The organism is Nonomuraea sp. NPDC000554 (genome assembly GCF_040300065.1).
GTDB lineage: Bacteria > Actinomycetota > Actinomycetes > Streptosporangiales > Streptosporangiaceae > Nonomuraea.
The window spans coordinates 20039-45693 of the sequence record NZ_JBEPDC010000025.1; the positions used below are offsets into that span (position 1 = coordinate 20039).

The 25655-nt window shown below is 70.0% G+C and carries 21 protein-coding genes; 4 read left to right on the plus strand and 17 right to left on the minus strand.

Going from position 1 to position 25655, the window contains the following annotated elements:
• From ABT294_RS36755 to ABT294_RS36795, 9 genes are all read right to left on the minus strand, one after another.
• Positions 1-2860 (minus strand): DUF2961 domain-containing protein (locus ABT294_RS36755; protein WP_350810995.1); only part of this gene is annotated, 2860 nt, incomplete at its 3' end.
• A gap of 11 nt (positions 2861-2871) precedes the next feature.
• Positions 2872-4944, minus strand: a complete 2073-nt coding sequence (locus ABT294_RS36760; protein ID WP_350810997.1) for an N-acetylmuramoyl-L-alanine amidase — start codon at positions 4942-4944, stop codon at positions 2872-2874.
• A 29-nt stretch (positions 4945-4973) separates the two neighbouring features.
• The gene (locus ABT294_RS36765; protein WP_350810998.1) at positions 4974-6449 is read right to left on the minus strand and encodes an FG-GAP repeat domain-containing protein; all 1476 of its coding nucleotides are present in this window, start codon (positions 6447-6449) and stop codon (positions 4974-4976) included.
• Positions 6450-6474: 25 nt separating this feature from the next.
• Positions 6475-7950 carry an FG-GAP-like repeat-containing protein gene (locus ABT294_RS36770; protein WP_350811000.1) on the minus strand — a complete coding sequence of 492 codons (1476 nt, stop codon included), beginning with the start codon at positions 7948-7950 and terminating at the stop codon, positions 6475-6477.
• Between the two features lie 83 nt (positions 7951-8033).
• Positions 8034-10640, minus strand: a complete 2607-nt coding sequence (locus ABT294_RS36775; RefSeq protein ID WP_350811001.1) for an FG-GAP-like repeat-containing protein — start codon at positions 10638-10640, stop codon at positions 8034-8036.
• Between the two features lie 241 nt (positions 10641-10881).
• Positions 10882-12114 carry an SGNH/GDSL hydrolase family protein gene (locus ABT294_RS36780; RefSeq protein WP_350811003.1) on the minus strand — a complete coding sequence of 411 codons (1233 nt, stop codon included), beginning with the start codon at positions 12112-12114 and terminating at the stop codon, positions 10882-10884.
• Positions 12115-12263: 149 nt separating this feature from the next.
• The gene (locus ABT294_RS36785) at positions 12264-13091 is read right to left on the minus strand and encodes an ATP-grasp domain-containing protein (protein WP_350811005.1); all 828 of its coding nucleotides are present in this window, start codon (positions 13089-13091) and stop codon (positions 12264-12266) included.
• 102 nt (positions 13092-13193) lie between these two features.
• Positions 13194-13634 (minus strand): tautomerase family protein, encoded by a 441-nt coding sequence (locus ABT294_RS36790; RefSeq protein WP_350811006.1) that lies wholly within the window; start codon positions 13632-13634, stop codon positions 13194-13196.
• A 121-nt stretch (positions 13635-13755) separates the two neighbouring features.
• The gene (locus ABT294_RS36795) at positions 13756-14496 is read right to left on the minus strand and encodes an SDR family NAD(P)-dependent oxidoreductase (RefSeq protein ID WP_350811007.1); all 741 of its coding nucleotides are present in this window, start codon (positions 14494-14496) and stop codon (positions 13756-13758) included.
• A gap of 95 nt (positions 14497-14591) precedes the next feature.
• Between ABT294_RS36795 and ABT294_RS36800 the strand changes: the two genes are divergently transcribed.
• The gene (locus ABT294_RS36800; protein ID WP_350811009.1) at positions 14592-15206 is read left to right on the plus strand and encodes a TetR/AcrR family transcriptional regulator; all 615 of its coding nucleotides are present in this window, start codon (positions 14592-14594) and stop codon (positions 15204-15206) included.
• Positions 15207-15209: 3 nt separating this feature from the next.
• Here ABT294_RS36800 and ABT294_RS36805 read toward each other — a convergent pair whose 3' ends face one another.
• The 7 genes from ABT294_RS36805 to ABT294_RS36835 all read right to left on the minus strand — a co-directional run bounded on the left by ABT294_RS36805 (position 15210) and on the right by ABT294_RS36835 (position 22411).
• On the minus strand, positions 15210-16517 hold the full coding sequence (locus tag ABT294_RS36805) for an alpha-glucosidase/alpha-galactosidase (protein WP_350811010.1): 1308 nt from the start codon (positions 16515-16517) through the stop codon (positions 15210-15212).
• Positions 16514-17470, minus strand: coding sequence for a carbohydrate kinase family protein (locus ABT294_RS36810; RefSeq protein ID WP_350811012.1), 957 nt, complete (start codon positions 17468-17470; stop codon positions 16514-16516). The genes ABT294_RS36805 and ABT294_RS36810 overlap by 4 nt, the downstream gene beginning before the upstream one ends.
• A gap of 25 nt (positions 17471-17495) precedes the next feature.
• Entirely contained in the window at positions 17496-18377 is an 882-nt protein-coding gene (locus ABT294_RS36815; RefSeq protein ID WP_350811013.1) for a carbohydrate ABC transporter permease, read from the minus strand.
• The gene (locus ABT294_RS36820) at positions 18374-19324 is read right to left on the minus strand and encodes a carbohydrate ABC transporter permease (RefSeq protein WP_350811015.1); all 951 of its coding nucleotides are present in this window, start codon (positions 19322-19324) and stop codon (positions 18374-18376) included. Before ABT294_RS36820 ends, ABT294_RS36815 begins: the two co-directional genes overlap by 4 nt.
• Positions 19325-19335: 11 nt before the next feature.
• On the minus strand, positions 19336-20640 hold the full coding sequence (locus tag ABT294_RS36825) for an ABC transporter substrate-binding protein (protein ID WP_350811016.1): 1305 nt from the start codon (positions 20638-20640) through the stop codon (positions 19336-19338).
• A gap of 62 nt (positions 20641-20702) precedes the next feature.
• Positions 20703-21485, minus strand: coding sequence for an endo alpha-1,4 polygalactosaminidase (locus ABT294_RS36830; RefSeq protein WP_350811017.1), 783 nt, complete (start codon positions 21483-21485; stop codon positions 20703-20705).
• A 302-nt stretch (positions 21486-21787) separates the two neighbouring features.
• On the minus strand, positions 21788-22411 hold the full coding sequence (locus ABT294_RS36835; RefSeq protein WP_350811019.1) for a class I SAM-dependent methyltransferase: 624 nt from the start codon (positions 22409-22411) through the stop codon (positions 21788-21790).
• Between the two features lie 82 nt (positions 22412-22493).
• Here ABT294_RS36835 and ABT294_RS36840 point away from each other — a divergent pair, with 82 nt between their 5' ends.
• Positions 22494-23099 (plus strand): helix-turn-helix domain-containing protein, encoded by a 606-nt coding sequence (locus tag ABT294_RS36840; RefSeq protein WP_350811120.1) that lies wholly within the window; start codon positions 22494-22496, stop codon positions 23097-23099.
• A gap of 7 nt (positions 23100-23106) precedes the next feature.
• Positions 23107-23229: a hypothetical protein gene (locus ABT294_RS36845; protein ID WP_350811021.1), complete on the plus strand. Its 123-nt coding sequence runs from the start codon at positions 23107-23109 to the stop codon at positions 23227-23229.
• Positions 23230-23270: 41 nt separating this feature from the next.
• Here the strand turns inward: ABT294_RS36845 and ABT294_RS36850 are convergent, their stop codons facing one another.
• Positions 23271-24128 carry an alpha/beta fold hydrolase gene (locus ABT294_RS36850; RefSeq protein ID WP_350811022.1) on the minus strand — a complete coding sequence of 286 codons (858 nt, stop codon included), beginning with the start codon at positions 24126-24128 and terminating at the stop codon, positions 23271-23273.
• Between the two features lie 860 nt (positions 24129-24988).
• Between ABT294_RS36850 and ABT294_RS36855 the strand changes: the two genes are divergently transcribed.
• Positions 24989-25390 (plus strand): spore-associated protein A, encoded by a 402-nt coding sequence (locus ABT294_RS36855; protein WP_350811023.1) that lies wholly within the window; start codon positions 24989-24991, stop codon positions 25388-25390.
• Positions 25391-25655: the final 265 nt, after the last annotated feature.

The following is a 25655-nucleotide window of genomic DNA, read 5'->3' on the forward strand; positions in this document are numbered from 1 at the left end:
CGTCGGCCGACGAGCCCCGGGTGAACGTGGCGATGTCGTCCTTCCCGTCGCCGTCGAAGTCGCCGACCGCCGGGATCTCGGTGCCCGCCGCGAAGAAGTCATGCCATTTGCGGGCCCCCGCGAATCCGGAGCCGGTGGACAGCGCCACGTAGACGTCGGCCGACGAGCCCCGGGTGAACGTGGCGATGTCGTCCTTCCCGTCGCCGTCGAAGTCGCCGACCGCCGGGATCTCGGTGCCCGCCGCGAAGTAGTCGTGCCACTTCCAGGACTGCTGGACGAACTTGCTCCCGTCCGACAAGGTCACGTACACGTCGGCGGCGGTGCCCCTGGTGAACGTCACCGCGTCGTCGCGGCCGTCGCCGTCGAAGTCGCCCGTCAGGGCGATCTCCTGGTCAGTGGCGAAGAAGTCATGCCATTTCCATCCGTTCTGCACGAACTTCCCGCCGTCGGAGAGTGACGCGTACACGTCGGCGGCGGTGCCCCTGGTGAACGTGACCGCGTCGTCGCGGCCGTCCTTGTCGAGGTCGGTGCGGGTCGGCTGCCCGCTACGGCCGGACACGGCAGGCCCGAGGTCGGCCGTGCGGCCGGACAGATCCACCGCCACCACCCGGTAGTACCAGGTCTTGCCGGCCGCGAGCCCGCCGTGGGTGAAGCCGAGCGCCCGGGTCGTGCCGAGCAGGCTGCCCGGCCCGATCGGGACGGTCGGAGACGTGGAGCCGTACACCCGGTACTCGCGCAGCCCGAGATCGTCGGACGGCTCCCGCCAGGTGAGGTGCAGCGCGTGGTCGGTGCCGCCGATCAGGGACGGCCCGGTGGCCGCCGAGGGGGCCCGGTCGTCGATGTGCTGTTCGGGGATGATGCTGTCGGCGGCGTACCGGGCCGCCGTCCACGGGGGCGCGCCGGCCGAGGGCCGCAGTTCCACCCGGATCAGGCTCTTGTTGAAGGTCGCGCTCGCCGGCAGCGCGAAGGTGTCGGACTGCCAGCGCTGCACGCCGTTGCCGAGCGGCTGCCGCCACTCTCCCACGTCGGCCCCGTCGACCAGGACGCGGGCCGCCTGGTACGCCTGGCTCTGGTCGGAGGTCCGGCGCAGCAGCACCCCGTTGTTGTCGCGGTCGACGCCGACGAGGAACGAGACCGGGCTCGAGGTGGACCTCGTCACGTCGCGGACCGACGCGTCGTCGTCGTCTCCTTCGTAGACCGAGGTGAGCGTGGCCTGCGTCGCCGCTCCGGTCTCCTTGTAGTCGTGGTCGGCCCTGCTGGTCGCGTCGCCGACGTCCAGGACGGTGGTGCGGTGTGTCCCGAAGGACGGCTGGGTGTACAGGAACGCGGTGGAGCCGTACACCGCCGGCGCGTCGTTCTGCATCCCGTGCTCGATGCCGAACCTGAGGGCGGTCGAGTACTCCACCGCGTCCGACAGCATCAGCCGGTAGGCGGCGTCGCACTCGTACGTGCAGCCACCGCCGTTCTTCTCGTGCGCCGGGTTGCCGTTCATCGGGTTGCTGAAGGTGCCGCGGTTGAAGTACCAGCCGGACTCGTAGAAGTCCTCGGCGCCGCTGCCGTGGATCTGCGGGGTGAGCGCGGCGTCGGTGTGGACGCGCTCGTCTCCTTCCAGGTACACCCGCGTGTTGCCGCCCGCGAGCTGCCCCTGCATGGTGTGCGAGACGCCGACGAACTTGCCCCGGCCGGTGCGGTCGGCGAACAGCCAGTCGGCGTCGCGTACCGTGTCGCCGCGACGCGCCTCGGTACTGAAGTAGCCCGCCTTGCCACCGGGCACGAGCGCGTCGGCCCACGCGGGGTCGGGCGCGGAGGTGACCTGCGCCTCGACGTCGTTCAACGTGCGTCCCGTGGTGTTTAGCAGGCTGACCTTCGCCTCGGTGCGGTACGGCATCGGCCACCAGGTGGTGTACCAGCCGCCCGGCGCGGTGTCCATGGCGAACAGCAGCGACCGCACCTGGTACTCGCCCAGCCCCGATCCGAAGAACTCTCCGACGGGCGCGTCGACCGTGGTCCGGCCGTCGAAGTCCAGCCGCAGGCGCAGCTTGGCCAGGGTGTCGTCGCCGCTGTCAGCGTCCGGGATCCGGATGCGCAGCGTGGAGATGGCGGCCGGCCCGGTGAGCCGGGCCATCTCCACCTGCTGGCCCGCGGTCAGCGTGGCCTTCTGGCTGCGGGTTTCCGCGCCGGGCCGCGACGGCTTCGGGTCGCGCGTCCCGGACGCCTTCAGCAGGCCGACCACGTCGGCGGCCTTGTCGGCGGGGTCGAAGCGCTTCACCCCTTCGGCGTCGGGGAAGTGCCGGTAGGTCACGTGGTAGAAGAGCGGGTTGTGCTGCACCTGGACGCGCATCGACTCGCGGTACGGCATGGGCACCTTGACGTACACGCCGCCGGAGGTCTGGTCGGCGTTGGCCACCAGCGGATGCACGAACGGCGCGCCGACCTGCCCGTTGACCAGGGCTTGCAGGGACGCGTTGACGACGGTGACGCCGTCCAGCTCGACGGTGATGGTGCCGGTGGCAGAGACGTCGCCCCCGTCCCTGGTGAACCAGATGGACGAGATCTCGCCGGGGCCGGTGTCCTCGGCGATCACGCAGCCGGAGGACGTGGTGCGCAGGCAGGAGTAGCGGCCGTCGAAGCCGTCCTGGACGTTGCCTCCGGCCCGGTCGAAGCTGGAGAACTGGCGGGTCTGCGTTCCGGGGCTCAGGTAGGGGAGCCGGTCGAGCTGGCGGAAGACGTCCCAGCCGATCGGCCCCTTGTCGGCGGCGGCCGCGGCGGGGGGCGCGGTCACGGCGATGGCGAACACCGCGACGAGCATGCTCGTCACCACCGCCGCGAGCAGCGATCGGCGGCGTAGGGATGAACCCATGGTTTCCTCTTTCAGAGGGTGGTTTCGCCGGGGAGGCCGAAGTAGTCGTGCCACTTGCCGCCGCCGGCGAAGGACGTGCCGGTCGACAGGCTCACGTACACGTCGGCCAGTTCGTTCTTGGTGAAGGTGACGATGTCGTCCTTGCCATCACCGTCGTAGTCGCCCGTGTACGGGAACTCGCCCCCCGGAGCGAAGAAGTCGTTCCACTTCATCCCGGGACCGAACCCGGCCCCATCAGACAGAGCCACATACACATCGGCCAGATCGTCGCTGGTGAACGTGGCGATATCGGCCTTGCCATCGCCGTTGAAGTCACCCACGCGCGGCTGCTCACCCGCCGGGGCGAAGAAGTCGTGCGCCTTGCGCGCCGGGCCGAACGACGTGCCGGTCGACAGCGCGACGTAGACGTCCGCGCTGGTGCCCTGGGTGAAGACGATCAGGTCGTCCTTGCCGTCACCGTTGACGTCACCCACCGCCGGGAACTCACCGTTCAACGCGAAGAAGTCGTGCCAGACCGACGCTGTCCCGAAACCGCTGCCGGTGGACAGCGCCACGTAGACGTCGGCGTTCGTCCCGCGGGTGAAGGTGACGATGTCGTCCTTGCCATCACCGTTGAAATCGCCGACCGCCGGAATCTCACCACTCGGGGCGAAGAAATCGTGCCACTTGGTGGCCGCGCCGAAACTCGTGCCCGTCGACGGAGCCACATACACGTCCGCGCTGGGCCCCTGGGCGAAGGTGACGATGTCATCCTTGCCATCACCGGTGAAATCACCCGTGTACGGCGTCTCCCCGCCCGGAGCGAAGAAGTCGTGCCACTTCACCGACGTTCCATCGAACTTCGCCCCATTCGAGGTGGCCACGTAGACGTCCGCGTCGGTGCCGTGCGTGAACGTGACCACGTCGTCCTTGCCGTCACCGTTGAAGTCCGCCGGTGAACCGCCGAAGATCGAGCCGCCGTTGACCAGCTGCATGTAGTAGTCCCAGTTCCAGTTCGGACCGGGGTCGGTGTGGTCGTTGCCCGGCAGTTCGCTGTGGCCGACGATGTTGGCCCGGGTCCGCGGGATTCCGTACTTGTCGCAGAGGAACCGGGTCAGCGCCGCCGAGGAGCGGTACATCGCGTCGGTGAACCACGAGGGGTTGTCGACGTACCCTTCGTGCTCGATGCCGATGGCCTCGGGATTGGCGGACCGGACGTGGTAGGCGGTGTCGCCGTCGCGCACCATCTGCGTGACGTCGCCGTCGGACGACCGGATCACGTAGTGGGCGCTGACCTGCGCGCTGGGGTTCTGGAACCAGTTGATCGTGCCGGCGTACGAGCCCTGGGTGACGTGCACGACGACGTACCTGATCGGCTTGGTCCGGCCGGGCGTGTAGTTGTTCCCGTTGGCCGGAACCCAGTGGGCGGGTGGATAGTCCGCGCTCAGGACGCCCGCGTCCGCCTTGGTGGTGACGTCGCCGGTCGACTGCCCGAGCGGCTTGACCTGCTCGTACCGTCCGCGCTCCGGGCGGACCCGGCGCGGCGTCACGACGACCTTCTCGCCGTCGGCGACCTTCGCCGTCAGCCCCTGGCGGAGGATGTCGTAGACGGTGTCGGCGTACAGCCGGGTCACCTGGTCGTTCGAGGCGCCGCCGTAGCGGGCGACGACCGGGTACCACGCGTCCAGGCGAGCACGCTGCGCCGCGTCGAGCCCCAGCTCGTCGGCGTACGCGCGGAGGACCGCCGCGCCGCCTCTGATGTTGGCCGGCGTCTCGCGCTTCAGCGTGTCCTCGGGCTCGCCGGTGAGCTTGGCGGCCTGCTCAAGGGTCTTCCGCTGGGGATTGCTCACCAGGTGCATCACGCCGTAGCCGTTGGAGGCGCTCGGCTTTCCCGCGTGGCCGTCGAGACGCGTCTCCCCGTAGCCGATCGCCACGAGCAGGTCCCGCGGCACCTGGAACTCGGCCGTCGCCTGGGCGAACGCCTTGCCCATCACGTCGCCCGACGGGTTGGCGGCGGCGGGGCCGCCCGTGAAGAGCATCCCCGAGGCGGCCAGCACACCGCATAAGGCGGCGCTACGCACTCGTTTCCACCACTGCGTGGTCATGTCTGTCTCCCTGATTCTTCACGGGCTGGTCAGAGGGTGGTTTCGCCGGCGAGACCGAAGTAGTCGTGCCACTTGCCGCCGCCGGCGAAGGACGTGCCGGTCGACAGGCTCACGTACACGTCGGCCAGTTCGTTCTTGGTGAAGGTGACGATGTCGTCCTTGCCATCACCGTCGTAGTCGCCCGTGTACGGGAACTCGCCCCCCGGAGCGAAGAAGTCGTTCCACTTCATCCCGGGACCGAACCCGGCCCCATCAGACAGAGCCACGTACACATCGGCCAGGTCGTCGCTGGTGAACGTGGCGATGTCGGCCTTGCCATCGCCGTTGAAGTCACCCACGCGCGGCTGCTCACCCGCCGGGGCGAAATGGTCGTGGACCTTCGTCGCGGGCGCGAACGAGGTGCCGGTCGACAGCGCCACGTAGACGTCCGCGGTGGTGCCCTGGGTGAAGACGATCAGGTCGTCCTTGCCGTCGCCGTTGACGTCCCCGACCGCCGGGAACTCGCCGTTCAGGGCGAAGAAGTCGTGCCACTTGGCGCCGCCGGTGAAGCCCGTGCCGGTGGAGGTGGCCACGTAGACGTCGGCGTTGGCGCCGCGGGTGAAGGTGACGATGTCGTCCTTGCCGTCGCCGTTGAAATCGCCCACCGCCGGAATCTCACCGGCCGGGGCGAAGAAGTCGTTCCACTTGGTGGCCGTGCCGAAGCCGGTGCCGGTGGAGGGGGCGACGTACACGTCGGCGGTGGAGCCGTGGGTGAAGGTGACGATGTCGTCCTTGCCGTCACCGGTGAAGTCACCCGTGTAGGGCGTCTCGCCGCCCAGGCCGAAGAAGTCGTGCCACTTCACCGACGTCCCGTCGAACTTCGCCCCGTTCGAGGTGGCCACGTAGACGTCCGCGTCGGTGCCGTGGGTGAACGTGACCACGTCGTCCTTGCCGTCACCGTTGAAGTCCGCTGGCGAACCGCCCAGCATGCCGGCCATCCGCGTGGCCTCGTCGAGCAGTGTCCGGGCCCTGGCCTCCTCCTGGTCGTAGCGGTACGGGAAGCCCGAACGCTGGACGCTCTGCGCGAGCTGGCCGGCGGTGAAGCCGGGATTCTGCCGGTCGCTCGTGATCGCCCTGACGAAGAACTGGGTCGCGGCGTAGGCCGGGTCGAGAATCTGCTCCGGTGTGCCCCATCCCATGCTGGGGCGTTGCTGGAAGACGCCGAGGGAGTCCTTGTCACCGCAGGCGACGTTGTTCATGTGGGACTCGACCCAGCCCGCTTCGAACGCCGCGAGCATCACCTTGTCGTTGACGTTGTGGTTGCGTCCCACCCGATAGACGGTGAGCGTCACCCAAGGGTCGTGGCTGGGCGGTACGTCGCAGTTCACGTTGAGCAGGTTCGCGTTGGCGCGGCGCGGGTCCGGGGGCGGAGGGTCGGCGTGGGCGGGGAGTGCCGTGCACAGGGCGACGAGCACACCGGCGGCGAGGGATAACAGCCGGCGCGCCCGGGCATGCGGAGTGGTCATGATGGTCCGTCCTTCTGGAGATGGGTCAGAGGGTGGTTTCGCCGGGGAGGCCGAAGTAGTCGTGCCACTTGCCGCCGCCGGCGAAGGACGTGCCGGTCGACAGGCTCACGTACACGTCGGCCAGTTCGTTCTTGGTGAAGGTGACGATGTCGTCCTTGCCGTCACCGTCGTAGTCGCCCGTGTACGGGAACTCTCCCGCCGGGGCGAAGAAGTCGTTCCACTTCACCCCGGGACCGAACCCGGCCCCATCAGACAGAGTCACGTACACATCGGCCAGATCGTCGCTGGTGAACGTGACGATGTCGGCCTTGCCATCGCCGTTGAAGTCACCCACACGCGGCTGCTCACCCGCCGGGGCGAAGTGGTCGTGGACCTTCGTCGCGGGCGCGAAGGAGGTGCCGGTGGACAGCGCGACGTAGACATCCGCGGTGGTGCCCTGGGTGAAGACGATCAGGTCGTCCTTGCCGTCGCCGTTGACGTCACCCACCGCCGGGAACTCACCGTTCAACGCGAAGAAGTCGTGCCAGACCGACGCTGTCCCGAAACCGCTGCCGGTGGACAGCGCCACGTAGACGTCGGCGTTCGTCCCGCGGGTGAAGGTGACGATGTCGTCCTTGCCATCACCGTTGAAGTCACCCACCGCCGGAATCTCACCGCTCGTGGCGAAGAAATCGTGCCACTTGGTGGCCGCGCCGAAACTCGTGCCCGTCGACGGAGCCACATACACGTCCGCGTTGGGGCCCTGGGTGAAGGTGACGATGTCGTCCTTGCCATCACCGTTGAAATCACCCGTGTACGGCGTCTCCCCGCCCGGAGCGAAGAAGTCGTGCCACTTCACCGACGTCCCGTCGAACTTCGCTCCGTTCGAGGTGGCCACGTAGACGTCCGCGTCGGTGCCGTGGGTGAACGTGACCACGTCGTCCTTGCCGTCACCGTTGAAGTCCGCCGGCGAACCGCCGAAGACCTGTGCGCCACCGCAGTTGCCGCTCACGTGCGTGGTGGCACTCGTGCTGTAGCGCAGGGCGACACCGTCGATGACGATCCGCTGGTTGACGCCGTCGGCCTCCTGCTCGTAGTGCAGGTGCGGTCCGCTGGAGTTACCGGTGGTGCCCACCTTGCCGAGTTCCGTGCCCGCGTCCACCCACTGGTTGTCGTCGACCGTGATCCTGTCGAGGTGGGCGACCAGGGTCGTCCAGCCACCTCCGTGGTCGACGCGGACGTAGTTGCCGTAGCCGGGGTCGTTCCGGACGGTGTCGATCACCACGCCCGGGGCCGAGGCGAGAGCGGGTGTGCCGAGATCGGCGGATCCGGGAAGGTTGAAGTCGATCGCGTTGGCGACCTCCGTGGAGTGATGGTAGTAGTCCCGCGCCTCGCCGCATGGCCACGGCGCGCGGAAGCTGGGGGGCGGGCCGGCGGCGAAAGCCGGCGCGGGTGATGCGAGACCGACGCACGCCGTCATCGTCACCATGGCCGTGACGAGTGCCACGAGCCTGTTTCTCATGTCTTCTCCCGTCGGGAAAGAATGCGGCGCAGAGCGACCCCACGGCGCGACCGAGCGTCGCGCCGAACGATGGAATGACCGGGTCAGAGGGTGGTTTCGCCGGGGAGGCCGAAGTAGTCGTGCCACTTGCCGCCGCCGTTGAAGGCGGTGCCGGTCGACAGGCTCACGTGGACGTCGGCGGAAGGGGTGTGGGTGAAGGTGACGATGTCGTCCTTGCCGTCACCGTCGTAGTCGCCGACGTACGGGAACTCGCCCGCCGGGGCGAAGAAGTCGTTCCACCTGGCGGCCGTGCCGAAGCGGGCGCCGTCGGACAGGGCCACGTACACGTCGGCCGCCGTGTCGTTGGTGAAGGTGGCGATGTCGTCCTTGCCGTCGCCGTTGAAGTCGCCGATGCGGGGCTGTTCGGAGCCGGGCGCGAAGTTGTCGTGCACCTTCACCGCGGGGCCGAACGAGGTGCCGGTCGACAGGGCGACGTAGACGTCCGCGGTGGTGCCCTGGGTGAAGACGATCAGGTCGTCCTTGCCGTCGCCGTTGACGTCCCCGACGGCGGGGAACTCGCCGTTCGGCGCGAAGAAGTCGTGCCACTTGGCGCCGCCGGTGAAGCCCGTGCCGGTGGAGGTGGCCACGTAGACGTCGGCGTTGTTCCCGCGGGTGAAGGTGGCGATGTCGTCCTTTCCGTCGCCGTTGAAGTCACCGACGGCCGGGATCTCACCGCTCGGGGCGAAGAAGTCGTGCCACTTGGCGCCCGCGCCAAAACCCGAGCCGGTGGACGTCGCCACGTAGACGTCCGCGCTGGAGCCGTGCGTGAAGGTGACGATGTCGTCCTTGCCGTCACCGTTGAAGTCACCCGTGTACGGCGTCTCGCCGCTCGGGGCGAAGAAGTCGTGCCACTTGGCGCCCGCGCCGAAACCTGAGCCGGTGGACGTGGCCGCATAGACGTCCGCGCTGGAGCCGTGGGTGAAGGTGACGATGTCGTCCTTGCCGTCACCGTTGAAGTCCGCCGGAGAGCCGCCGAACACGCTGCCGGGCGTGCCCGCGTAGTAGACCTCCAGTTCGGCGATGGAGGTGAACGTGCGGGTGCCGCCAGGTGCCCCGACGACGCGCACGCCGTCGCCGTCGACGGGGTTGAAGCCCAGTTCGAAGCTGCGGTTCGGGCCGGCGGTGTTGTCGTACGGGTAGTCGGGTGTCACCCGCAGGCCGCTCACGTCCGTCCACCGGCCGTCGCGGCGTACCTGGACCCTGAGGTCTGCGGCGAACCAGCCGCCGTCGCCGAACATCTGCCCTGTGGTGTACACGACCTTGTTCATCAGGTACTCGCGCGGCCAGGTGTACCCCCACCAGCTGGCGCCCTTGCGCTCGTCGTTCCAGTCGTCCTCGTTCTGCGCCTTGTTGCCGTCGTTGTAGAACGCGGTGTTGCCGAAGTGGGTCGCCCGTTCGACGCCCACCGTTCCCGGCTCGCGGGCGAGGTTCCGGTTCGCGTCGGACCTGTTGGCCGGGGTGGTCGGCACGTCCGGTTCGAGGCGGAGCCTGCGCAGGGAGAACGTGTACGCCCAGTGCTCTCCCGGCGGGTAGCCGCCGCCACACGGGCAGACGTTGGACTGCAGCCACATCGACTTGCCGTCGGCGCTGATGTACTTCGACGGGATCGTGGTGGCGTAGCCGCCGTGCTTCGTCCTCGTCCACGGGTAGCCGCCGAAGTCCTTGGTGGCGAACGGCTTCCATGGGCCCCAGGGGGTGGGCGACTCGTAGAACTCGAAGGTGTATTCCGTCCAGGAGGTGTAGAGGTAGCGGTTGAGCGGCTTGTTGTAGACCACGCCGCCCTGGCTGATCACGCTGAGGTTCTGCACGCGGTTGGCGGTGTACACGTCCTGGTAGACGCGCCGGTCGTCGTGGAGGACGGGGGCGCGCTTGGCGATGTCCGAGGACCAGGTCGGCGTGCCGGACGCGTCGAAGCCGCCGGCGAACTGCCAGGCCGACCGGTTCTGGACCGCGTCCTTGGGCACCCGGGCCAGGTAGAGGTCCACGGGATCGGGCACCCGGTTAGAGAAGGAGTCCCGCCAGTTGTGATCGAGCCCGTACGCGTAGACGTAGCCGTCGGGCGCGTTGGCGTAGTCCTTCCCGTAGTCCAGGAACATGATCGTGGTGAACACGCCGTTGCCGAACATGGGCACCGAACGGTCCCACGTCCAGGTCTGGCCGTGGTCGAGGGACTTCGCGACGGTCGCCGCCGGGGCGTCGTCGAAGTCGAGGGCGAGGTCCTGCACGGCCAGGTAGAGCGCGCCGCCCACGCAGGCCATGCCCGTGGGCTTGCGCGTGTGCTGCGCGTTCCACACCTGCCCGACGCGCTCGCCGATGGCCAGTTGCGAGCCGGTGAGGTTGCCCGGCGTGCCGGAGATCCTGGCCACGCCGATGTCGCTGTAGACGTCGCTGAACCCGACGCCGTCGCCGTAGGCGGCGTAGACGTGGTCGTCGTTGGACCAGCACGACGGCCACAGGTCGCCGTGGTTGCGGTTGTCGCCCACGGCGGGGGCTCCGACCGTGGCCGCTGAATCGATTTCTGTGGTCGAGAAGAACGTGCTCGGCGGCGGTGGCGCTGCCGCCTCGGCCGGGACGGAGGCCACGGCCGGAACCAGCAGCAGCGCCGCGATCAGGGCGCTTGGGCGCATCAGGCGTTGAACGATCGTGTACACGACTTCTCCTGGCAAGGGGTGGCCCCGTGACACCGTGGTGGCAGTCAAGGGATCACTGGGGGCGGGGAGGGAGAAGAAAGGCAGTGAGCAATCGATTTCTCGAAGAACGTACAGTCGCCGCCTGACCCCGTCAAGACCTTGCTCGGTCATGACATCTGTGGCGAAATGGGCAGTGCCGGGCGGGCAGGCGCGCCCACCCGGCACCACTTTCAAGGAGGCGTTTCCGGGAAATCGATTCCCTCTAGCTACTCAGATCCTCCAGGCGCAGAGCGGACGCGATGGCGTGCGAGCCGGCGTCGCTGGGGTGCAGCCCGTCCATGAAGACGTAGCCGGGCCGGGGACGGTCAGGCGCGGCGGGGTCCGCGACGGCGCGGTCGGCGTCCAGGACGGCGTCGTACCCGCCGCCGGTGCGGATCCACTGGTTGAGCGCCGTTCTGGCCTTCTCCACGTCCTCGTTCCAGAACGGGAACAGCGCCCCCTTCAGCGGAATGATGGTGACGCCGATGGCTTTGATGCCGCGGGCGTGGGCGGCCCTGATCAGCGCCTGGTGGCCTTCGATGAGCTGCGCCACGGTGACCCGCGGGTTGGGCTTGGTGCACGCGCCGTCGACCTGGGGGTAGCCGAGGTCGTTGGCGCCGAGGTGGATGACGACCGCCTTGACGCCGGGGCGGTCCAGCACGTCGCGGCGGAAGCGGTCCGGCGCCTTGTCGCCGAAGCAGGCGGAGTCGTTCAGCAGGCGGCTGCCCGCGATGCCCGCGTTGACCGTCCCGGCCCGGCTGCCCGCCTCGACGAGCCGTTCCGCGATCTGGTCGACGAACCTGACGTCGGCGCCGGCGCTGGAGCCGACGCCGTCGACGAGCGAGTCGCCGAAGGCCACGACGGCGGGCGCGTCCGCGACGACCTCCACGCCGCTCAGGTAGTACCACGCGCCGGTGGACTGGCGGAAGGCGTCGGCACCCTGGTCGGACAGGTGGTCGCCCTGCGCGCGGTAGGAGGTCGCGGTGGTGAAGCGGTGGAAGGTCGCGGGGCCCGTCGCGCCGGACAGCCGCAGGGTCACGGCCAGCTTCTCCAGCGGCGAGGTGGTCAGCGCGACCGGGTCGCTGACGGCCTCCTTGCCCGGCGGGATCTCCGTCGCCGGCTTCCCGCCGAATCGCAGGACGCGCGAGCTGCCCGGCCACACCAGCGCGCCCCCGGCCGACCTGCCGAGCCGGGCGCCCGCGATCTTCAGGGGTTTGCTGCCGTACAGGTTGGACAGCCGGATGCGCGCCTGGGAACCCGCCGCGGTGACCCTGACCACCTGCCGGAGCGTGTGGTCCCTGAACCCTCCGACCGACCAGTTGGGCCCGTTGTCCTCGGTGCCGGGGGTGGGGCGCTGGACCGCCGCCCCCCACGTCGCGACCCAGTTCTCGCCGGCTGCGCGGTCCTGCGCGGCCGCCGGCACGGCCGTGGCCGCGCACAGCGCCACGGCCAGCACTACCGATCCTCGCCACCTCGATGGCTTCGTCACTTCGGCACTCCAAGTCAGTTGTCGGGACGATCGTCGAAGATCGTCCCGGCAACCGCTCAGGCTGAGGATCGGCCTTTCGGCCGAGTCCGCATCTGCCGTTCGGTCATATCGGCGCGTCAGGTGTCGAGGAACCGGTGGAGGGACGCCTTCATGCCGGCGACGAAGGCGTCGCGGGTCCGGTCAGGGACGAGGTCCAGCGACAGGTACGGGTTGAGGTCCTCCAGCTCGACCAGCAGGAGCGCGCCGTCGCGGGTGCGGCAGGCGTCGACGCGCTGGATGCCGTGGTCGATGGTGTTCCACTCGACGAAGCGACGGGCGAAGTCGAGGTCGGCGTCGGTGGGCTCGTACGGTTCCAGGCTCCACCGCTGGTCGGGACGGGGGGCGTGCAGGGCGTACTGGAAGGTGTGGTCGACGTAGTAGAACGACACCTCGTAGCGGAAGTCGACGCGCGGCTGAACCAGGACGTCCCCGTAGGCGACGTGGGCAAGCCGGTCGCGGGTGACGAACTCCAGGCCGATGGAGTCCGCTCCGGCCTTGGGCTTGACCGCGTACTGGTCCGCCTCGGGCAGGCGGCCGAGGTCCTGGGGGCGGTCGACGGTGGGGATGACCGGGTATCCGGCCGTGGTCAGATCCAGGAGGTACTGCTTGCCCGCCATGTCGGCCCGGCCGGACAGCGGGTTGTAGACACGGGTGCCGCGCTGGGCGGCCTGGGCGCGGAAGGCGTCGTACCGCTCCTGGTAGTGCAGGACGGGCCCGCTGTTGCGGACCACGACCGCGTCGAAGGCGTCCATCAGGGCGGCGGCGTCCACCGGGTGGCACAGGGCGAGGTCGAAGTCCTTCCGCAGCCGGGAGGACAGGAAGATGTCCTCGTCGCAGTAGCGCCGCCCCCTGGCCTGGTAGGCGAGGTCGGTGACGAAAAGGACTCGGGGCCGGGCGGACGCCATGCTTCTCCTGACAGGTCGGGGTTGCCCCAAACCTACATAAAGCACACCGCCGACCCGATCCGCGAGGGCACCGCCGCCTGATGGATGCCGGGGGCCCGTGGCTCAGACCGCCGCGCCGACGACGAAGTCGACGATGTCGGGAAGCCGGAAGACCCGCCCGGCGGCGCCCCAGTTGCCGTCGGGGATCTCGAGCAGGTGGACCCAGGCGACCGGCCGGTCGTAGAGCCGCTCCGGGTCGTCCTCGGCCTGGGACAGGACGCGGGTGATGCGGCTGATCATGTCGGCTCGCTTGTCGTCGTCCAGCGACCCGGCGGGGACGCTGACCCGCACGACGTAACGGGGAGGCTCCTCGTCGAGGAGCTGCCGCCCGCCGACGTACCAGGTGTCGGGCTCGTTGACCACGAGCCAGGAGATCTCGCGCGCCTCCGGGCTGTCGGGCGCGCCCTCGGCCAGCATCACCTCGGCCACCAGCTGCTCCTTCACCCGCTCGCCGCGTTCGCCGTCGAGAGCGCCCTTGGGGGTGAACAGTTCCACGAAAGGCATGCCCTGCTCCTTGGGTAGTCCTTGTATCCAACTGCTGCCGACGCTAGACGAGTGAGTTCAAAAAATCAACTCATCACTTCAGCAGCCGAAGGACCGGCTCCACCCGCCGACGGCGGGCTCGTCAGGCCGTGGTGCCCGCGTCCACGGCGATGGACGCGCCGGTGATGTTGCGCCCGCCCTCCCCCGCCAGGTGCAGGACGGTGGCGGCGATGTCGGCGGGGTCGCAGTAGCGGCCCAGCGCGGTGTAGCGGCGTTCCTCCTCGGCGTCCGGGCCGTCGGCGGGGTTCATCTCGGTGTCGGTCGACCCGGGGTGGACGAGGTTGGCGGTGATGCCGTACGGGCCGAGGTCGCGCGCCAGCCCCTTGGTCAGGCCGATGAGCGCGGACTTGCTCATCGCGTACAGCGTCCAGCCCGGATAGGGGACGCGTTCGGCCAGGCTGCTGCCGATGGTGATGACACGGCCGCCCGCGCCCATGTGCCGGGTGGCGGCCTGGGCCAGGACGAACGACGCCCGCGGGTGGACGGCCAGCGCGCGGTCGACCTCCTCCAGCGTGACGTCCTCCAGCGGCCCGTAGGGTGCGATGCCCGCGTTGTTGACCAGGATGTCCAGCCGTCCCATCGCCGAGACGGCGTGCTCGACCGCCGCCAGGAGCGCGGCCGGGTCCGCGGCCTCGGCCGGGACGGCCAGGCCGCGGCGTCCGGCCGCCTCGATCTCCTTGACGACAGATCGGGCCCTCTCCGCGGCGTTCGTGTACGTGATCACGACGTCGGCGCCCGCCTCCGCCAGGCGCCTGGCGATGGCGGCCCCGATGCCCCGGCTGCCGCCGGTCACGATCGCGACCTTGCCGGTGAGCTCTGTCATGTGCGGTCCCCTCGATATACCGGAATGCGTTCCGGTTAAGGGTAAGCGGAACGCATTCCGGTTATCAAGCGGGCCGCTGCCGATACGGTGACCACGTGACGCAGACTCGACGCAGCAACGACGCGGCCGGGCGGCCACGCGGCGGGGAGCGCACCGACGCCGCCCGGAACCGGGCCAGGATCCTCGCCGCGGCGGCGGAGATCGTCGCCACGGACGGCATCGAGGGGCTGACCATGGCGAAGGTGGCCAGCGCGTCAGAGGTCGGCGTGGGCACCCTCTACCGCAGGTTCGGCGACCGCTCCGGCCTGGCCTACGCCCTGATCGACGAGCGGGAGCGCGAGTTCCAGCAGTCCTTCCTCACCGGCCCCCCGCCGCTGGGCCCCGGCGCGCCGCCCCTCCCCCGCGTCCGCGCCTTCCTCCACGCGCTCACCGACCGCACCTTCGCCCAGCTCGACCTCCTGCTCATGGCCGAGACCGCGGGCCCGTTCGCCCGCTTCGGCGGCGCCTACGACGCCTACCACCGCCACCTGTCGATCCTGATCGCCGAGGCCGACCCGGCACGCGACGCCCCCACCCTGGCCGACGCCCTGCTCGCCCCCCTGGCCGCCAACCTGGTGACCTACCGCCTCCGCGAGCACGACCTGGACCCCGCCCGTCTCAAGGCCGCCCTGGACGACCTCCTGTCGGCCTGCCTCGCCGCCCGCCGCTGACGTTCAGCTACCGAGGGTGGCGCGCAATGCGGGCTGAAGGCGGTCGGCGTGGGCCTTCACCATGTCGTCGCACAGCTCCCAGATCTGTTCGACGGTCAGCGTCGCGGCGGTCGCCGGGTCGGTCATGGCCGCGTGGCGGATGTGGCGCGGCTCGTCCTCGATCGCGGCCCTGACGACGAGGTCGGTGACGCTCAGGTAGGTCCGGTTGAGCGCCGCCAGCTGCGCGGGCAGCGCCCCGACGCGGGTGGGCTGCACGCCCAGCGCGTCGACCAGGCAGGGCACCTCGACCGCGCCGTGGTCGGGCAGGTTGTCGATCAGGCCGTGGTTGGGGACGTTGCCGTAGACGGTCCGGGGCGTGCCCGTGGTGATGCTGTGGATGATCTGGGGGGCGTACTCCATGGTCCCCTCGACCGGGAGCGGCTCTCCGGCGGCCAGGGCGTCGCGCGTCCGCTCGTAGCTGGCCACGTTCTGCTCGACGATGTCGAGGTAGGCGCCGACGGGCAGGCGCAGCCGCTCGATCTCGCCGTCGTGGTGCAGGTACCAGGGCACGTACTCGGAGGAGTGCTCGCTGGTCTCGGTCGGGTAGTAGCCCAGCCGCCGGTACATGTCGACGCGGACCCTGCGGCGCAGCTGCTCGTCGGCCGCGATCAGGGCGTCCAGGCGGGGGTACAGGTCGGCGCCGTCGTGCTCGAACCGCAGCACCCACGCCTGGTGGTTGACGCCCGCGGCGCGGTAGCGAACCTCCTCGAACGGCACCTGCAGCAGGTCGGACAGGCCGCGTATGGTCCAGTACACCGAATGGCACAGGCCGACCACGCGCGTCAGCCCGGCGGCCTGGGCGAGGTACTGGACGTTCATCGCCATCGGGTTGGTGTAGTTGAGCAGCCACGCCTGGGGGCAGACGGCGGCGATGTCCTCGCTCAGGGAGCGCAGCACCGGGAAGGTGCGCAGCGCGCGGAAGATGCCGCCGATGCCGAGGGTGTCGCCGATGGTCTGGCGCAGGCCGTACCTGGCGGGGACGTCGAAGTCGGTGCGGGTCGCCTCGCCCATGCCGACCTGCACGATGTTGATGACGAAGTCGGCGCCGTCGAGCGCCTCCCGCCGGTCGGCGTGGGCGGTGACGCGGGGGCGGGCCCCGCGCTCGGCGGCGATGTGCCGGGCGGCCTGCTCGGCGGTGGCCAGGCGCTCGGCGTCGATGTCGTGCAGGGCGACGTGGACGTCCTGCAGCTCGGGGAAGGCGAACAGATCCGCGAGCAGGCCCTGGGTGAAGACGACGCTTCCCGCGCCGATGAATGTGATCTTGGTGCTCATGTCAGGTGCTTTCCGATACGGGTGACGTGCGCGACGGCCTCGTCCCAGGTGGCCTGGGCCGGGGTGCCGCCGTGGGCACGGGTGGACAGGGCTCCGCAGGCGGCGGCGACGTCCAGGGCGTCGGCGGGGGGCAGGCCTGCCAGGGTCGCGGCGACGAAACCGGCGTCGAAGCTGTCTCCGGCGCCGACGGTGTCGACGGGGGTCACGGTGATGCCGCGGGTGCTGGTGAGGGTGGCGCCGTCGTGGCAGAGGGCGCCGTCGGCGCCGTTCTTGACGGCCACCAGCGGCCCGCGCGTGGCGAGGAGGGCGGCGGCCGCCTCCGGCGAGTGCGCGGCGGGTCCCGCGAGGTGGCGCGCCTCGCGGGCGTTGGGGAGCAGGATGTCGGTCTCGGCGAGCACGGCGGGCAGGCCGAGCGGGTCCCACTGCCCCGAGGGGTCGTCGTTGGTGTCGAGCGAGGTGGTGGCGCCGTGGGCGCGCGCGGCGCGCAGCAGGCGGGGCAGCGCCCGCGCGAGCGCGGGCATCAGGAAGTAGGAGGCGGCGTGCACGTGCCTGCTGCCGGCGAGCAACGCCTCGGGGACGTCGTCACCGGTGGTCGCCGCCAGCGTGCCGGGGGCGGTGAGGATCGCGCGGTCGTCCTCGCGGGTGACCACCACCGTGAGAGGGGTGGGCAGCTCCGCGTCCATGCGCAGGGCGCCGGTGTCGACCCCGCGGGCGGCCAGGGTGTCGCGGACATAGCGGCCGGCGTCGTCGTCGCCGACGCGGCCGGCGAAGGCGACCTTGAGGCCGAGGCGCGCGGCGCCGCAGGCCATGATCGCCGCGGAGCCGCCGAGGGTGAGCGCGCCGGCGCCGACGAGCTGTTCACGCTGCTCGAAGGCGAGCGGCGCGTCCAGCGGGCCGACGATGACGTCGGGGTTGGCGTCCCCGATGACGAGCAGGTCGAAAGTGTGGTGCATCGGTTTCCGTAGGTCGGTTGCGAGGTCAGCCCTTGAGGCCGCTGGACGTGATGGACTGGATGAACGCCTTCTGCGCGCCGACGAAGGCGAGCAGCACCGGCAGCACCGTGATCACGTTGCCTGCCATGACGGCCGCCCACTGGGTGTGGTGCTGCCCCTGGAAGGTCGCCAGCCCGAGCTGCAGGGTGTACTGGGTGTCGTGGTTGATGGCGATCAGCGGCCAGGTCAGATCGTTCCAGGTCGACAGGAACGTCAGGATCGCCACGGTGCTCAGCGCCGGACGCGACAGCGGCAGCACGACGCGGAACAGCACCCGCAGCCGCGAGCACCCGTCGATCCAGGCGGCCTCCTCCAGCTCCCTGGGCAGGGAGAGGAAGAACTGCCGCAGCAGGAACACCGCGAACGGCGTGACCAGCGAGGGCACGATCAGCGCGCCGAGCGTGTCGATGAGCCCGAGGCGCTTCATGACGAGGAACGTCGGGATCATCGTCAGCTGGAAGGGGATGGCCATCGTGGCCAGCATCAGCACCAGCAGGACGCGGGAGCCGGCGAACCGCATGCGGGCGAAGGCGTACCCGCCGAGCGCGCCGAACAGCAGGTTGGACGCGACCGCGACGGCGGAGACGACCAGCGAGTTGGCGAACCAGCGCGGGAACATGGCGTTGCCCAGGACGTACCGGTATCCCCCGAGGTCGATGCCCGACGGCCACAGCGCGGGAGGGAACCGGTTGATCTCCGCGTTGCTCATCACGGAGCTGAGCAGCAGCCAGATCAGCGGGATCGCGAAGATCAGCGCGAGCGGGGCCAGCAGCAGGTGCCAGGGGCTGAACGGCAGCCGCGCGCGGCTCCGCCGTGGCGTGCCGGCGTGCGCGGCCCGGCGGGGGGAGGTGGTCAGGGTCGCCGTCATCGGGTGGCTCCTTCGAGCCGCCGGCCTTCGCGGCCCCGGACCACACGAAGGCCGGCGGCGATCACGAACAGGGCCACGGCGAGGACGTACGCGGCCGCGGCCCCGTAACCGGCGGTGAAGTTCTTGAACGCCTGCTCCCAGATGAAGTAGACGATCACGGTGGTGGCGCCGAGCGGGCCGCCCTTGGTCGTCACGTACACCAGGTCGAAGAGCTGGAGCGCGTTGATGGTCTGCCACAGCACGAGGAACACGCTGACCGGGGCGATCGTGGGCAGGGTGACGTGCCGCAGCAGGTGCCACCGTCCGGCGCCGTCCAGCCGCGCCGCCTCGATCAGCGGGCGCGGCACGTCCTGGAGGGCCGCGAGGTACACCACGACGCAGAAGCCCAGGCCGCTCCACAACGTGACGGCCACGAGGACGGGCATCGCCTGGCCGGGGTCGGTGAAGAAGCCCTGCGGGGAGACGCCGAGCGCGTGCAGCACCGCGTTGGCCGCGCCGAACTGCGGGTCGAGGATGAAGGAGAACAGCGTGCCCTGGGCCGTGGCCGAGACGACGAACGGCACGAAGATCAGCGTGCGGTACAGGCCGACGAGCCTGATCCGCTGGTTCAGGACGAGGGCGAGCCCCAGCCCCAGGACGATGCTGAGCGGGACGTACAGCGCCGTGTACACCAGCGTGTTGCGGACGGCCTGCCCGAAGTGCGGGTCCTTGGTCAGCGCGTAGTAGTTGTCCAGCCCCACCCAGCGGCTCGGCGTGACCAGGTCGTCGGCCTGGAAGGACAGCAACAGCGACCAGACCGTGGGCACGATGCTGAGCCCGAGGATGACCAGCACCGACGGGGAGATGAACGCCCAGGCGGTCCGCGACTCGTGGCGGCGTGACCGGCGCAGGGCGCGTTGACGCAGTTCGTGGTCGGAGACGGTGAACGGTTTGGGGGGACCAGGCATGGAAGGACTCCTCAACGCGGGATGAGCAGGGCGGCGTCGGCCTCGTCGGCGCAGCTGCGCAGCGCTTCGGCGGGGGTGCTCTTGCGGAGCAGCACGGCGACGATGGCCTGCCCGAGCGCCTGGGAGATCTGGGGGTAGGCGGGGTGCGCCGGGCGTGCCCGCGCCGACTCCAGCGCCTGCGTGAACACCTTCAGACCCTGGGAGCCGGAGGTCTTCTTCTGCCAGGCGGGCATGGCCTGGGTGGCCCGGCTCAGCGGCAGGCTGCCCGCCTCCACGGCCCAGCGGACGTCCTGCGCGGGCTGCATCAGCCAGGTCAGGAAGGTGCGGGCGGCCTGCACGCGCGCGCTGCCGTTGTCGAACATGGTCCACGTGTCGGGGCCCGAGATCGTCACCGGCCGGCCGCTGAAGGTGGGCAGCGGCGCCACGTGGTAGTCGATCCCGGCGTCCTCGATGTCGGGCAGCTGCCACGGGCCGGTGAGCACCATCCCCATCCGGCCTGACAGGAACACCTGGTACATCTGCTCGCTGCCCGGCTTGGGGTCGATGTAGACGCTGGAGGCGCGGGCGAGCGCCTCCACCACCTGAAGGGCCTGGACCCCGACGCCGGCGAACCCGATGCTGCGCCCGTCGCCGGCGATCACGTCACCGCCGAGGTCCCAGACGAGGGGCCACAGCCGCCACACCGTGTCCTCGTCGCCCACGCCCGGCCAGCCCGTGCCGAACGTGCCGCGTGCCGCGTCGGTGAGCCGCTGGGCCGTCTCGACGAACTTCTGCCACGTCCAGCCGGGCTCGGGCAGGGGCACCCCGGCCTGGCGGAACAGCTTCTTGTTGCAGACCACGGCCAGCGAGTCGACCACCGCGGGAACGGCCCGGACCTGGCCGTTGACGGTGACGGCCGCCCGCGCGGGCGCCCAGTAGTCGTTCCACGGCGTGGGGCCGGAGTTGACGGTGCCGGTCAGGTCGACCACCTGCGGGCTGCGCGCGATGCTGGCCAGGTCCGAGCCGAAGATGTAGGCGATGTCGGGGTAGGAGCCCGACGCGAGCGCCGCGGTGATCTTCTGCAGCATCGCGTCGGCCAGCACTCCGCCGCCGACGTCGACCCTGATGCCGGGGTGCGCGCGCTGGAAGTCGGCTACCAGCCGCTTGATGGCTTTCAGAGCCGTGTCGGTCTGCCCGTGCCACAGTTCGATCGTGACCCGCCCGTCGGGGCCGACGCCGTCACCGGCGCCTTTCCCGCACCCGGCCACGGCCACGCTCCCGACCGCGGACAGCGCCAGGGCGCCGGCGCCGCGCAGGAGTCCACGACGTGATGGCATGGGGGCAGCGTGATGGATCGCCTCCATCTGTACCTCCGAGATAACAAGAAGACCGGACGTTATCAGCAGGTCTGCCGAACGTATCCGCTGCTGCCCTTGGGGGAGACGCTCACGTCGCGGCGGACGACGCTCAGCCGGCCGCCCCAGCCCGAGCAGGCCTTCGACAGGCCCCGGGCGGTGTACTCGATCACGATCACGTTGTCGCCGAAGGCCGCGGTGTAGTCGCCGCACTCGTCCCAGACGCCGCACTCCTCGGCGACCGCGAAGTCCAGCCCGTTCTGCTGACGCGAGCCGGCCAGCTCCGAGGTGTTCTTCTGGGCGATCGCCAGGCCCTGGGCGTGCGCGTGCGCCGACAGCAGACGGATGTACGCCTGGGCGTTCGCCTTGCTCACCAGGCCGCGCGAGCGCGAGTAGCTGTCGTAGTTGTCGGGCTCGACCGCCTGGAACCCCTTGGCCTTGCAGCCGTCGATCCAGCCGTTCACCTTCGCCGCGACCCGCTGCCGCTTGGCGTCGGTACGCAGGTCGAGCAGCGCCTCGTTCCAGTTCTTGTCGACGACCACGTTGCCGTTGGCGTCGCGTAGCAGCAGGTCGGCGTCCCACTCCTGCTCAGCGCCGGACTGGGCCTGGAAGGCGTTGACGTAGCAGATGTTGTACAGACCGGCGGCGGGGCTCGCCTCGTGGTCGCGGCTGACCACCTTGACCCCCGTCGGCGGCGTGTACGGACCGCCGATCTGGTAGTCGAACCCGGCGTGCGCGGGGGGCGGCACGATTGCGGCGGCCGTCGTTTCGGCCGACGCGGTGGACGGGGTGATGAGCGGGGCGGCCAGCGCGGTCGTGAGGGCCACGACGGCGCCGACAGATCTACGGGTGGGGAGACGATTCGCTCGCATCGTCGCGCTCCAGACGCTTGAGGGTACGTCCCCGCCTCGGATGCTGACAGCGATCCTGGCGACTCAGTCCGGGCTCGGGCGCGGGCCACATACCGGCTGGGCGTACCTCTGCCGCCGGATGCTCAACCCGGCGTGCAACGGAGTAAATCGAGCGGGAACTCTCCTGTCAAGAGCGTGGAGTTGCTCGAATCAGGCCGATACAGCGCAACATTGCTCACCGGCGGGCCGGTCCCGTGGAACGGCCCGCCACCCGCGTGCTACGTGAGGCGTCTGACCGCGACGACGTTGTCGATGAGGGTGCCGCGCTGCCCGTCCGGGCCCGTGGCCTCGCGCTTCGGGGAGCCCAGTCGTTCGGTGCGCCACTGCCCGGGGCTCAGGTCGAGCACGGCCAGGGTCTCCTCCGGAGTGGGGAAGCGCGGGTGCGGTTCAGGGTGCCGGGACCAGGGCGGGAAGGCGCCGTGCTCGACGATCAGTAGGAGCCCGCCGGACGCCACGGCGCGCGCCGCCGCCTGGAGGACGCGGTCACGGGGGAACTCCACCGGGGACTGCAGGAACTGGGCCGAGACCAGGTCGAACACGCCGGAGGGGAAGGAGTGGGCCAGGTCGTGCCGCTGGAAGTCGATGCGGGCCTCGAGGCCGGCCGCCTCCGCGGCGGCAGCGGCCCGGCTGAGGGCGGTGGCGGACACGTCCACGGCCGTCACCTGCCAGCCCAGCCCGGCCAGCCAGACCGCGTCGCCGCCTTCCCCGCAGCCGAGGTCCAGCGCGGCGCCCGCCGGCAGCGAGCCGGCAACGTCCACCAGGACGGGGTTCGCCTTCCCGCTCCACACGCGGTCACGCTCCTGATATCGCTCTTCCCAGAACCGCTCTGCCTCGTCGGTCATCGTCAGCCTTCCCTTCTCGTGGCTGGCGCGATCCTGCACGGCCCGGCCCCGAACCGACAATTTTCGTTGCCGATATGGCAAACTGGCGGCCGTGGAAGACGACGAGAGCGACCTGGACGAGGTCCTGCATGCCGTCGGGCCGCGGCTGCGAACCCTGCGCCAACAGCGCGGGGCCACCCTGACCGAGCTGTCGGAGTCCACCGGCATCTCCATCAGCACCCTGTCGCGCCTGGAGTCCGGGCAGCGCCGGCCGACCCTGGAGCTCCTGCTGCCCCTGGCGCGGGCCCATCAGGTGTCGCTCGACGAGCTGGTCGACGCGCCGCCCACCGGAGATCCCCGCGTCCGGTTGCGCTCGTTCCAGCACCACGGCAGCACCTACATCCAGCTCTCCCGCCGGCCCGGCGGGCTGCACGCCTTCAAGCAGATCATCCCGCCGGAATTTCCGGGAACCGAGCCCGACCCCCGCACCCACGAGGGCTACGACTGGATCTACGTCCTGTCCGGGCGGCTGCGCCTGGTCCTCGGCGAGCACGACGTGATCCTCACGCCTGGTGAGGTCGCCGAGTTCGACACCCGGGTGCCGCACTGGTTCGCCAACCCCGACCCGGAACCGGTCGAGCTCCTCTGCCTCTTCGGCCCTCAGGGCGAACGCCTCCACGTCCGCGCCCGCCCCACCCGGCCGGCGTGATCAACGAGTGTCCGTTCCCGTGCGGGCCTGGTCGACGGCCGTTCGCCTCGGAGCCCTGGCGCAGGTGCCGTGGGAGTGGGCCCTGTCGGCGTCCAGCCAGCGGGGCGTGGGCCCGTTCCACGCCCGGTAGAGGCCGACGACGATCGTGGCCCGTGCCGGCCCCGCCGCGCGTCAGCTCGCGCGTGCCGGGAGGAGCTTGGAGGCGAGCCACGGGTGGACGACCGGGATGACCTGGTTCGCCTGCATGGCCTGCATGTGGTCGAGCCCGTCGAGGACACGCACGTCCCAGCCGAGCCCCTCCAGCTCCGCACGCCGGGCGAGGATCGGCCCTGCGATGTCCACCAGGATGTCGTCCCACTTCGGGCCGTATTGGATCTTGTCGGCCGAGCCGGCGAAGCACAGCCTGGGGCAGCCGATCCGGTCCTGGGCGGCCCGGTCGTCGAAGCCCTGGAGCGCCTCGTACAGGGTGACGTACTGGCGGGTCTGGTCCTGTGACATGGACACGGGGGCGTTCTCCCAGTCGCCCACCTCTGCCGGCTGGGAGGGCGGCGAACTCTGCGGCTCGACGACCATCCGGTGGGTCGCGGTGGTGACGCCGAGCATCTCGGCGTACGGCCCGCCGACCGGCGGGTAGCCGCCCATGACGAGCGCCGTGAGGCGGTCGGTGCGGATCGCCAGCTGCATGCCGATCACGGCCAGCCACGAGTATCCGTAGTAGGCGAAGCGGTCGGCGCCGGCCGCGTCGGCCACTGCCAGCAGATCACGGGCGACGTTGTCGGGGGTGAGCGTCTCGGCCTTCGGGTGGGCCCGCACGTGCCCCTCATAGTCGAAGGCGACCACGCGGAACGCGTCCCGCAGGCCGGTCAGAAGGGAATGACCGAGCGAGGGGTCCGCACCCCACTTGCGCATCTCCTCGGCCTGGGGTCCCTCGTCGGCGGGCGTGGGGTTCACGGGCAGCAGGACGGTCGGTCCGTCGCCGTGAATCTCGATCTCGATCGCGGATCCGTCGTGCAGGGTCGCGGATGGCATTCGGTGTCCTCTCAAGTGTTCTCGTCCAGAGCCCGAAGGCATCTCTATACGCCATAATCTATTGGCTCGGCCACAATACAATATGCCGTAAAGAGTTGCGAACCCGCCTGCCGCCCCACCGGGCGCCCGCGGCCAGGCCGTCGTCGCGGCGTCCGCCAAACAGGCCTGCTCGCAGGCGCGCCAGACACAAGCCAGGGCGAACAAGTGCGGGCTGCTCACGACGGCGCCTTGCCAGGCACGTTCGCCGTCTGGAGCGATGACGAAACGGCGGTCTGGGCAGGCAGTCGCACGAGGCGGGCGCCCTTGGACACGACGGACGACAGGTCGAGGGAGCACTCGTGGTTGCCGGCTGGGAGTCGTTGACGACCGTGATGGCGGCGAGCTCGTCGCGGGCTTCGACGGCTGCGGGCATGCCAGGCGGGGTCGCCCAGGCGGCGGCTGCGAGCGGGGGGAACTCGACGAACCCGGCCAGGTCGACCAGCTTGGCGACCTCGGCCACGGTGGCGCAGCAGGCGGCCCGGTCGGGGTGGGCGGGGCTTGGAGCCGGTCCAGTGCGGCGATGACGTTGGGGCGTCCAGGGCCAGCGGGGGCGGTACACAGGCGTTTTGCACCGCCAGAGTGCGAATGACAACCAGCTTTACAGGATTTTGACACATGTTGTACGGATCTGTATAACGTACGTGCAGGTGATCACGTGCGGCCGCCCGGCGACCCGCGGAGCTCGACGACCTCCGCCACGGGTCCGGCCCGCTTTGTTGTCATGGCTACGCCGAAAAGGCATTCATCAATCGATGCCAGCTGGTTGAGCGGCTGTAGAAGATTTCGCTCCACCGAAGCGATTACCAGTCAGGAGAATTTCTGTGCGCACGTTCAAGCAGGGAGCCGCGCTCGCGCTCGCGACCATGGCCGCGCTTACCGGATCCCTCGCCACCAGCGGCCCCGCAATGGCGGCCTCATCGCCGATCGCGGCATGCGGAGGCGGCTCCTACCATGTGATCGACCAGCACAGCCTGGGCCCGTCTTCCACCATCTACCTCTTGTACAACGGCAGCACCAACTGCGTGGTCACCTGGAGGAAGAGGAAGGACAACACCATGCTCACCGCCAAAATCAGGCGCGAAGGCGGGATTTATGTCAGCGACTCCGGTCGCTTCTCGACCTACGCGGGCCCGGTGAAGATCTCCGCTCAGGGGAAGTGCATCCAGTGGGGCGGCAATGACTACATCGCGGCCTACACCTCGCCCCCTGAGCACTGCGGCTGATCAGAGCCCCCGGCTCGCGTGACTTCGTCCAGGGTCTGGCCCCCTATGGATGCTCCGTCAAAGGGGGCGGACAAGCTCACGAGCGGGTGATGCCAAGCCGTCATCCCGCTGAAGAAGGACCAGCTGCCAACCGCAGGAAACTCGGCTCCAAGGGCGGACGCCCCCGGGCCTTCGACGTCGAGACCTACAAGGAGCGCAACACCGTCGAGCGCTGTGTCAACAAGCTTCGCCAGCCCACACCGTCCTGGAGAGTGTCGGCCAAACC

Excerpts from the sequence above, each read along its gene's own strand:
- ABT294_RS36760 (WP_350810997.1), bottom strand. The coding sequence starts at position 4,944 with ATGACCACGCAGTGGTGGAAACGAGTGCGTAGCGCCGCCTTATGCGGT.
- ABT294_RS36765 (WP_350810998.1), bottom strand. The coding sequence starts at position 6,449 with ATGACCACTCCGCATGCCCGGGCGCGCCGGCTGTTATCCCTCGCCGCC.
- ABT294_RS36770 (WP_350811000.1), bottom strand. The coding sequence starts at position 7,950 with ATGAGAAACAGGCTCGTGGCACTCGTCACGGCCATGGTGACGATGACG.
- ABT294_RS36785 (WP_350811005.1), bottom strand. The coding sequence starts at position 13,091 with ATGGCGTCCGCCCGGCCCCGAGTCCTTTTCGTCACCGACCTCGCCTAC.
- ABT294_RS36790 (WP_350811006.1), bottom strand. The coding sequence starts at position 13,634 with ATGCCTTTCGTGGAACTGTTCACCCCCAAGGGCGCTCTCGACGGCGAA.
- ABT294_RS36795 (WP_350811007.1), bottom strand. The coding sequence starts at position 14,496 with ATGACAGAGCTCACCGGCAAGGTCGCGATCGTGACCGGCGGCAGCCGG.
- ABT294_RS36805 (WP_350811010.1), bottom strand. The coding sequence starts at position 16,517 with ATGAGCACCAAGATCACATTCATCGGCGCGGGAAGCGTCGTCTTCACC.
- ABT294_RS36810 (WP_350811012.1), bottom strand. The coding sequence starts at position 17,470 with ATGCACCACACTTTCGACCTGCTCGTCATCGGGGACGCCAACCCCGAC.
- ABT294_RS36815 (WP_350811013.1), bottom strand. The coding sequence starts at position 18,377 with ATGACGGCGACCCTGACCACCTCCCCCCGCCGGGCCGCGCACGCCGGC.
- ABT294_RS36820 (WP_350811015.1), bottom strand. The coding sequence starts at position 19,324 with ATGCCTGGTCCCCCCAAACCGTTCACCGTCTCCGACCACGAACTGCGT.
- ABT294_RS36825 (WP_350811016.1), bottom strand. The coding sequence starts at position 20,640 with ATGCCATCACGTCGTGGACTCCTGCGCGGCGCCGGCGCCCTGGCGCTG.
- ABT294_RS36835 (WP_350811019.1), bottom strand. The coding sequence starts at position 22,411 with ATGACCGACGAGGCAGAGCGGTTCTGGGAAGAGCGATATCAGGAGCGT.
- ABT294_RS36850 (WP_350811022.1), bottom strand. The coding sequence starts at position 24,128 with ATGCCATCCGCGACCCTGCACGACGGATCCGCGATCGAGATCGAGATT.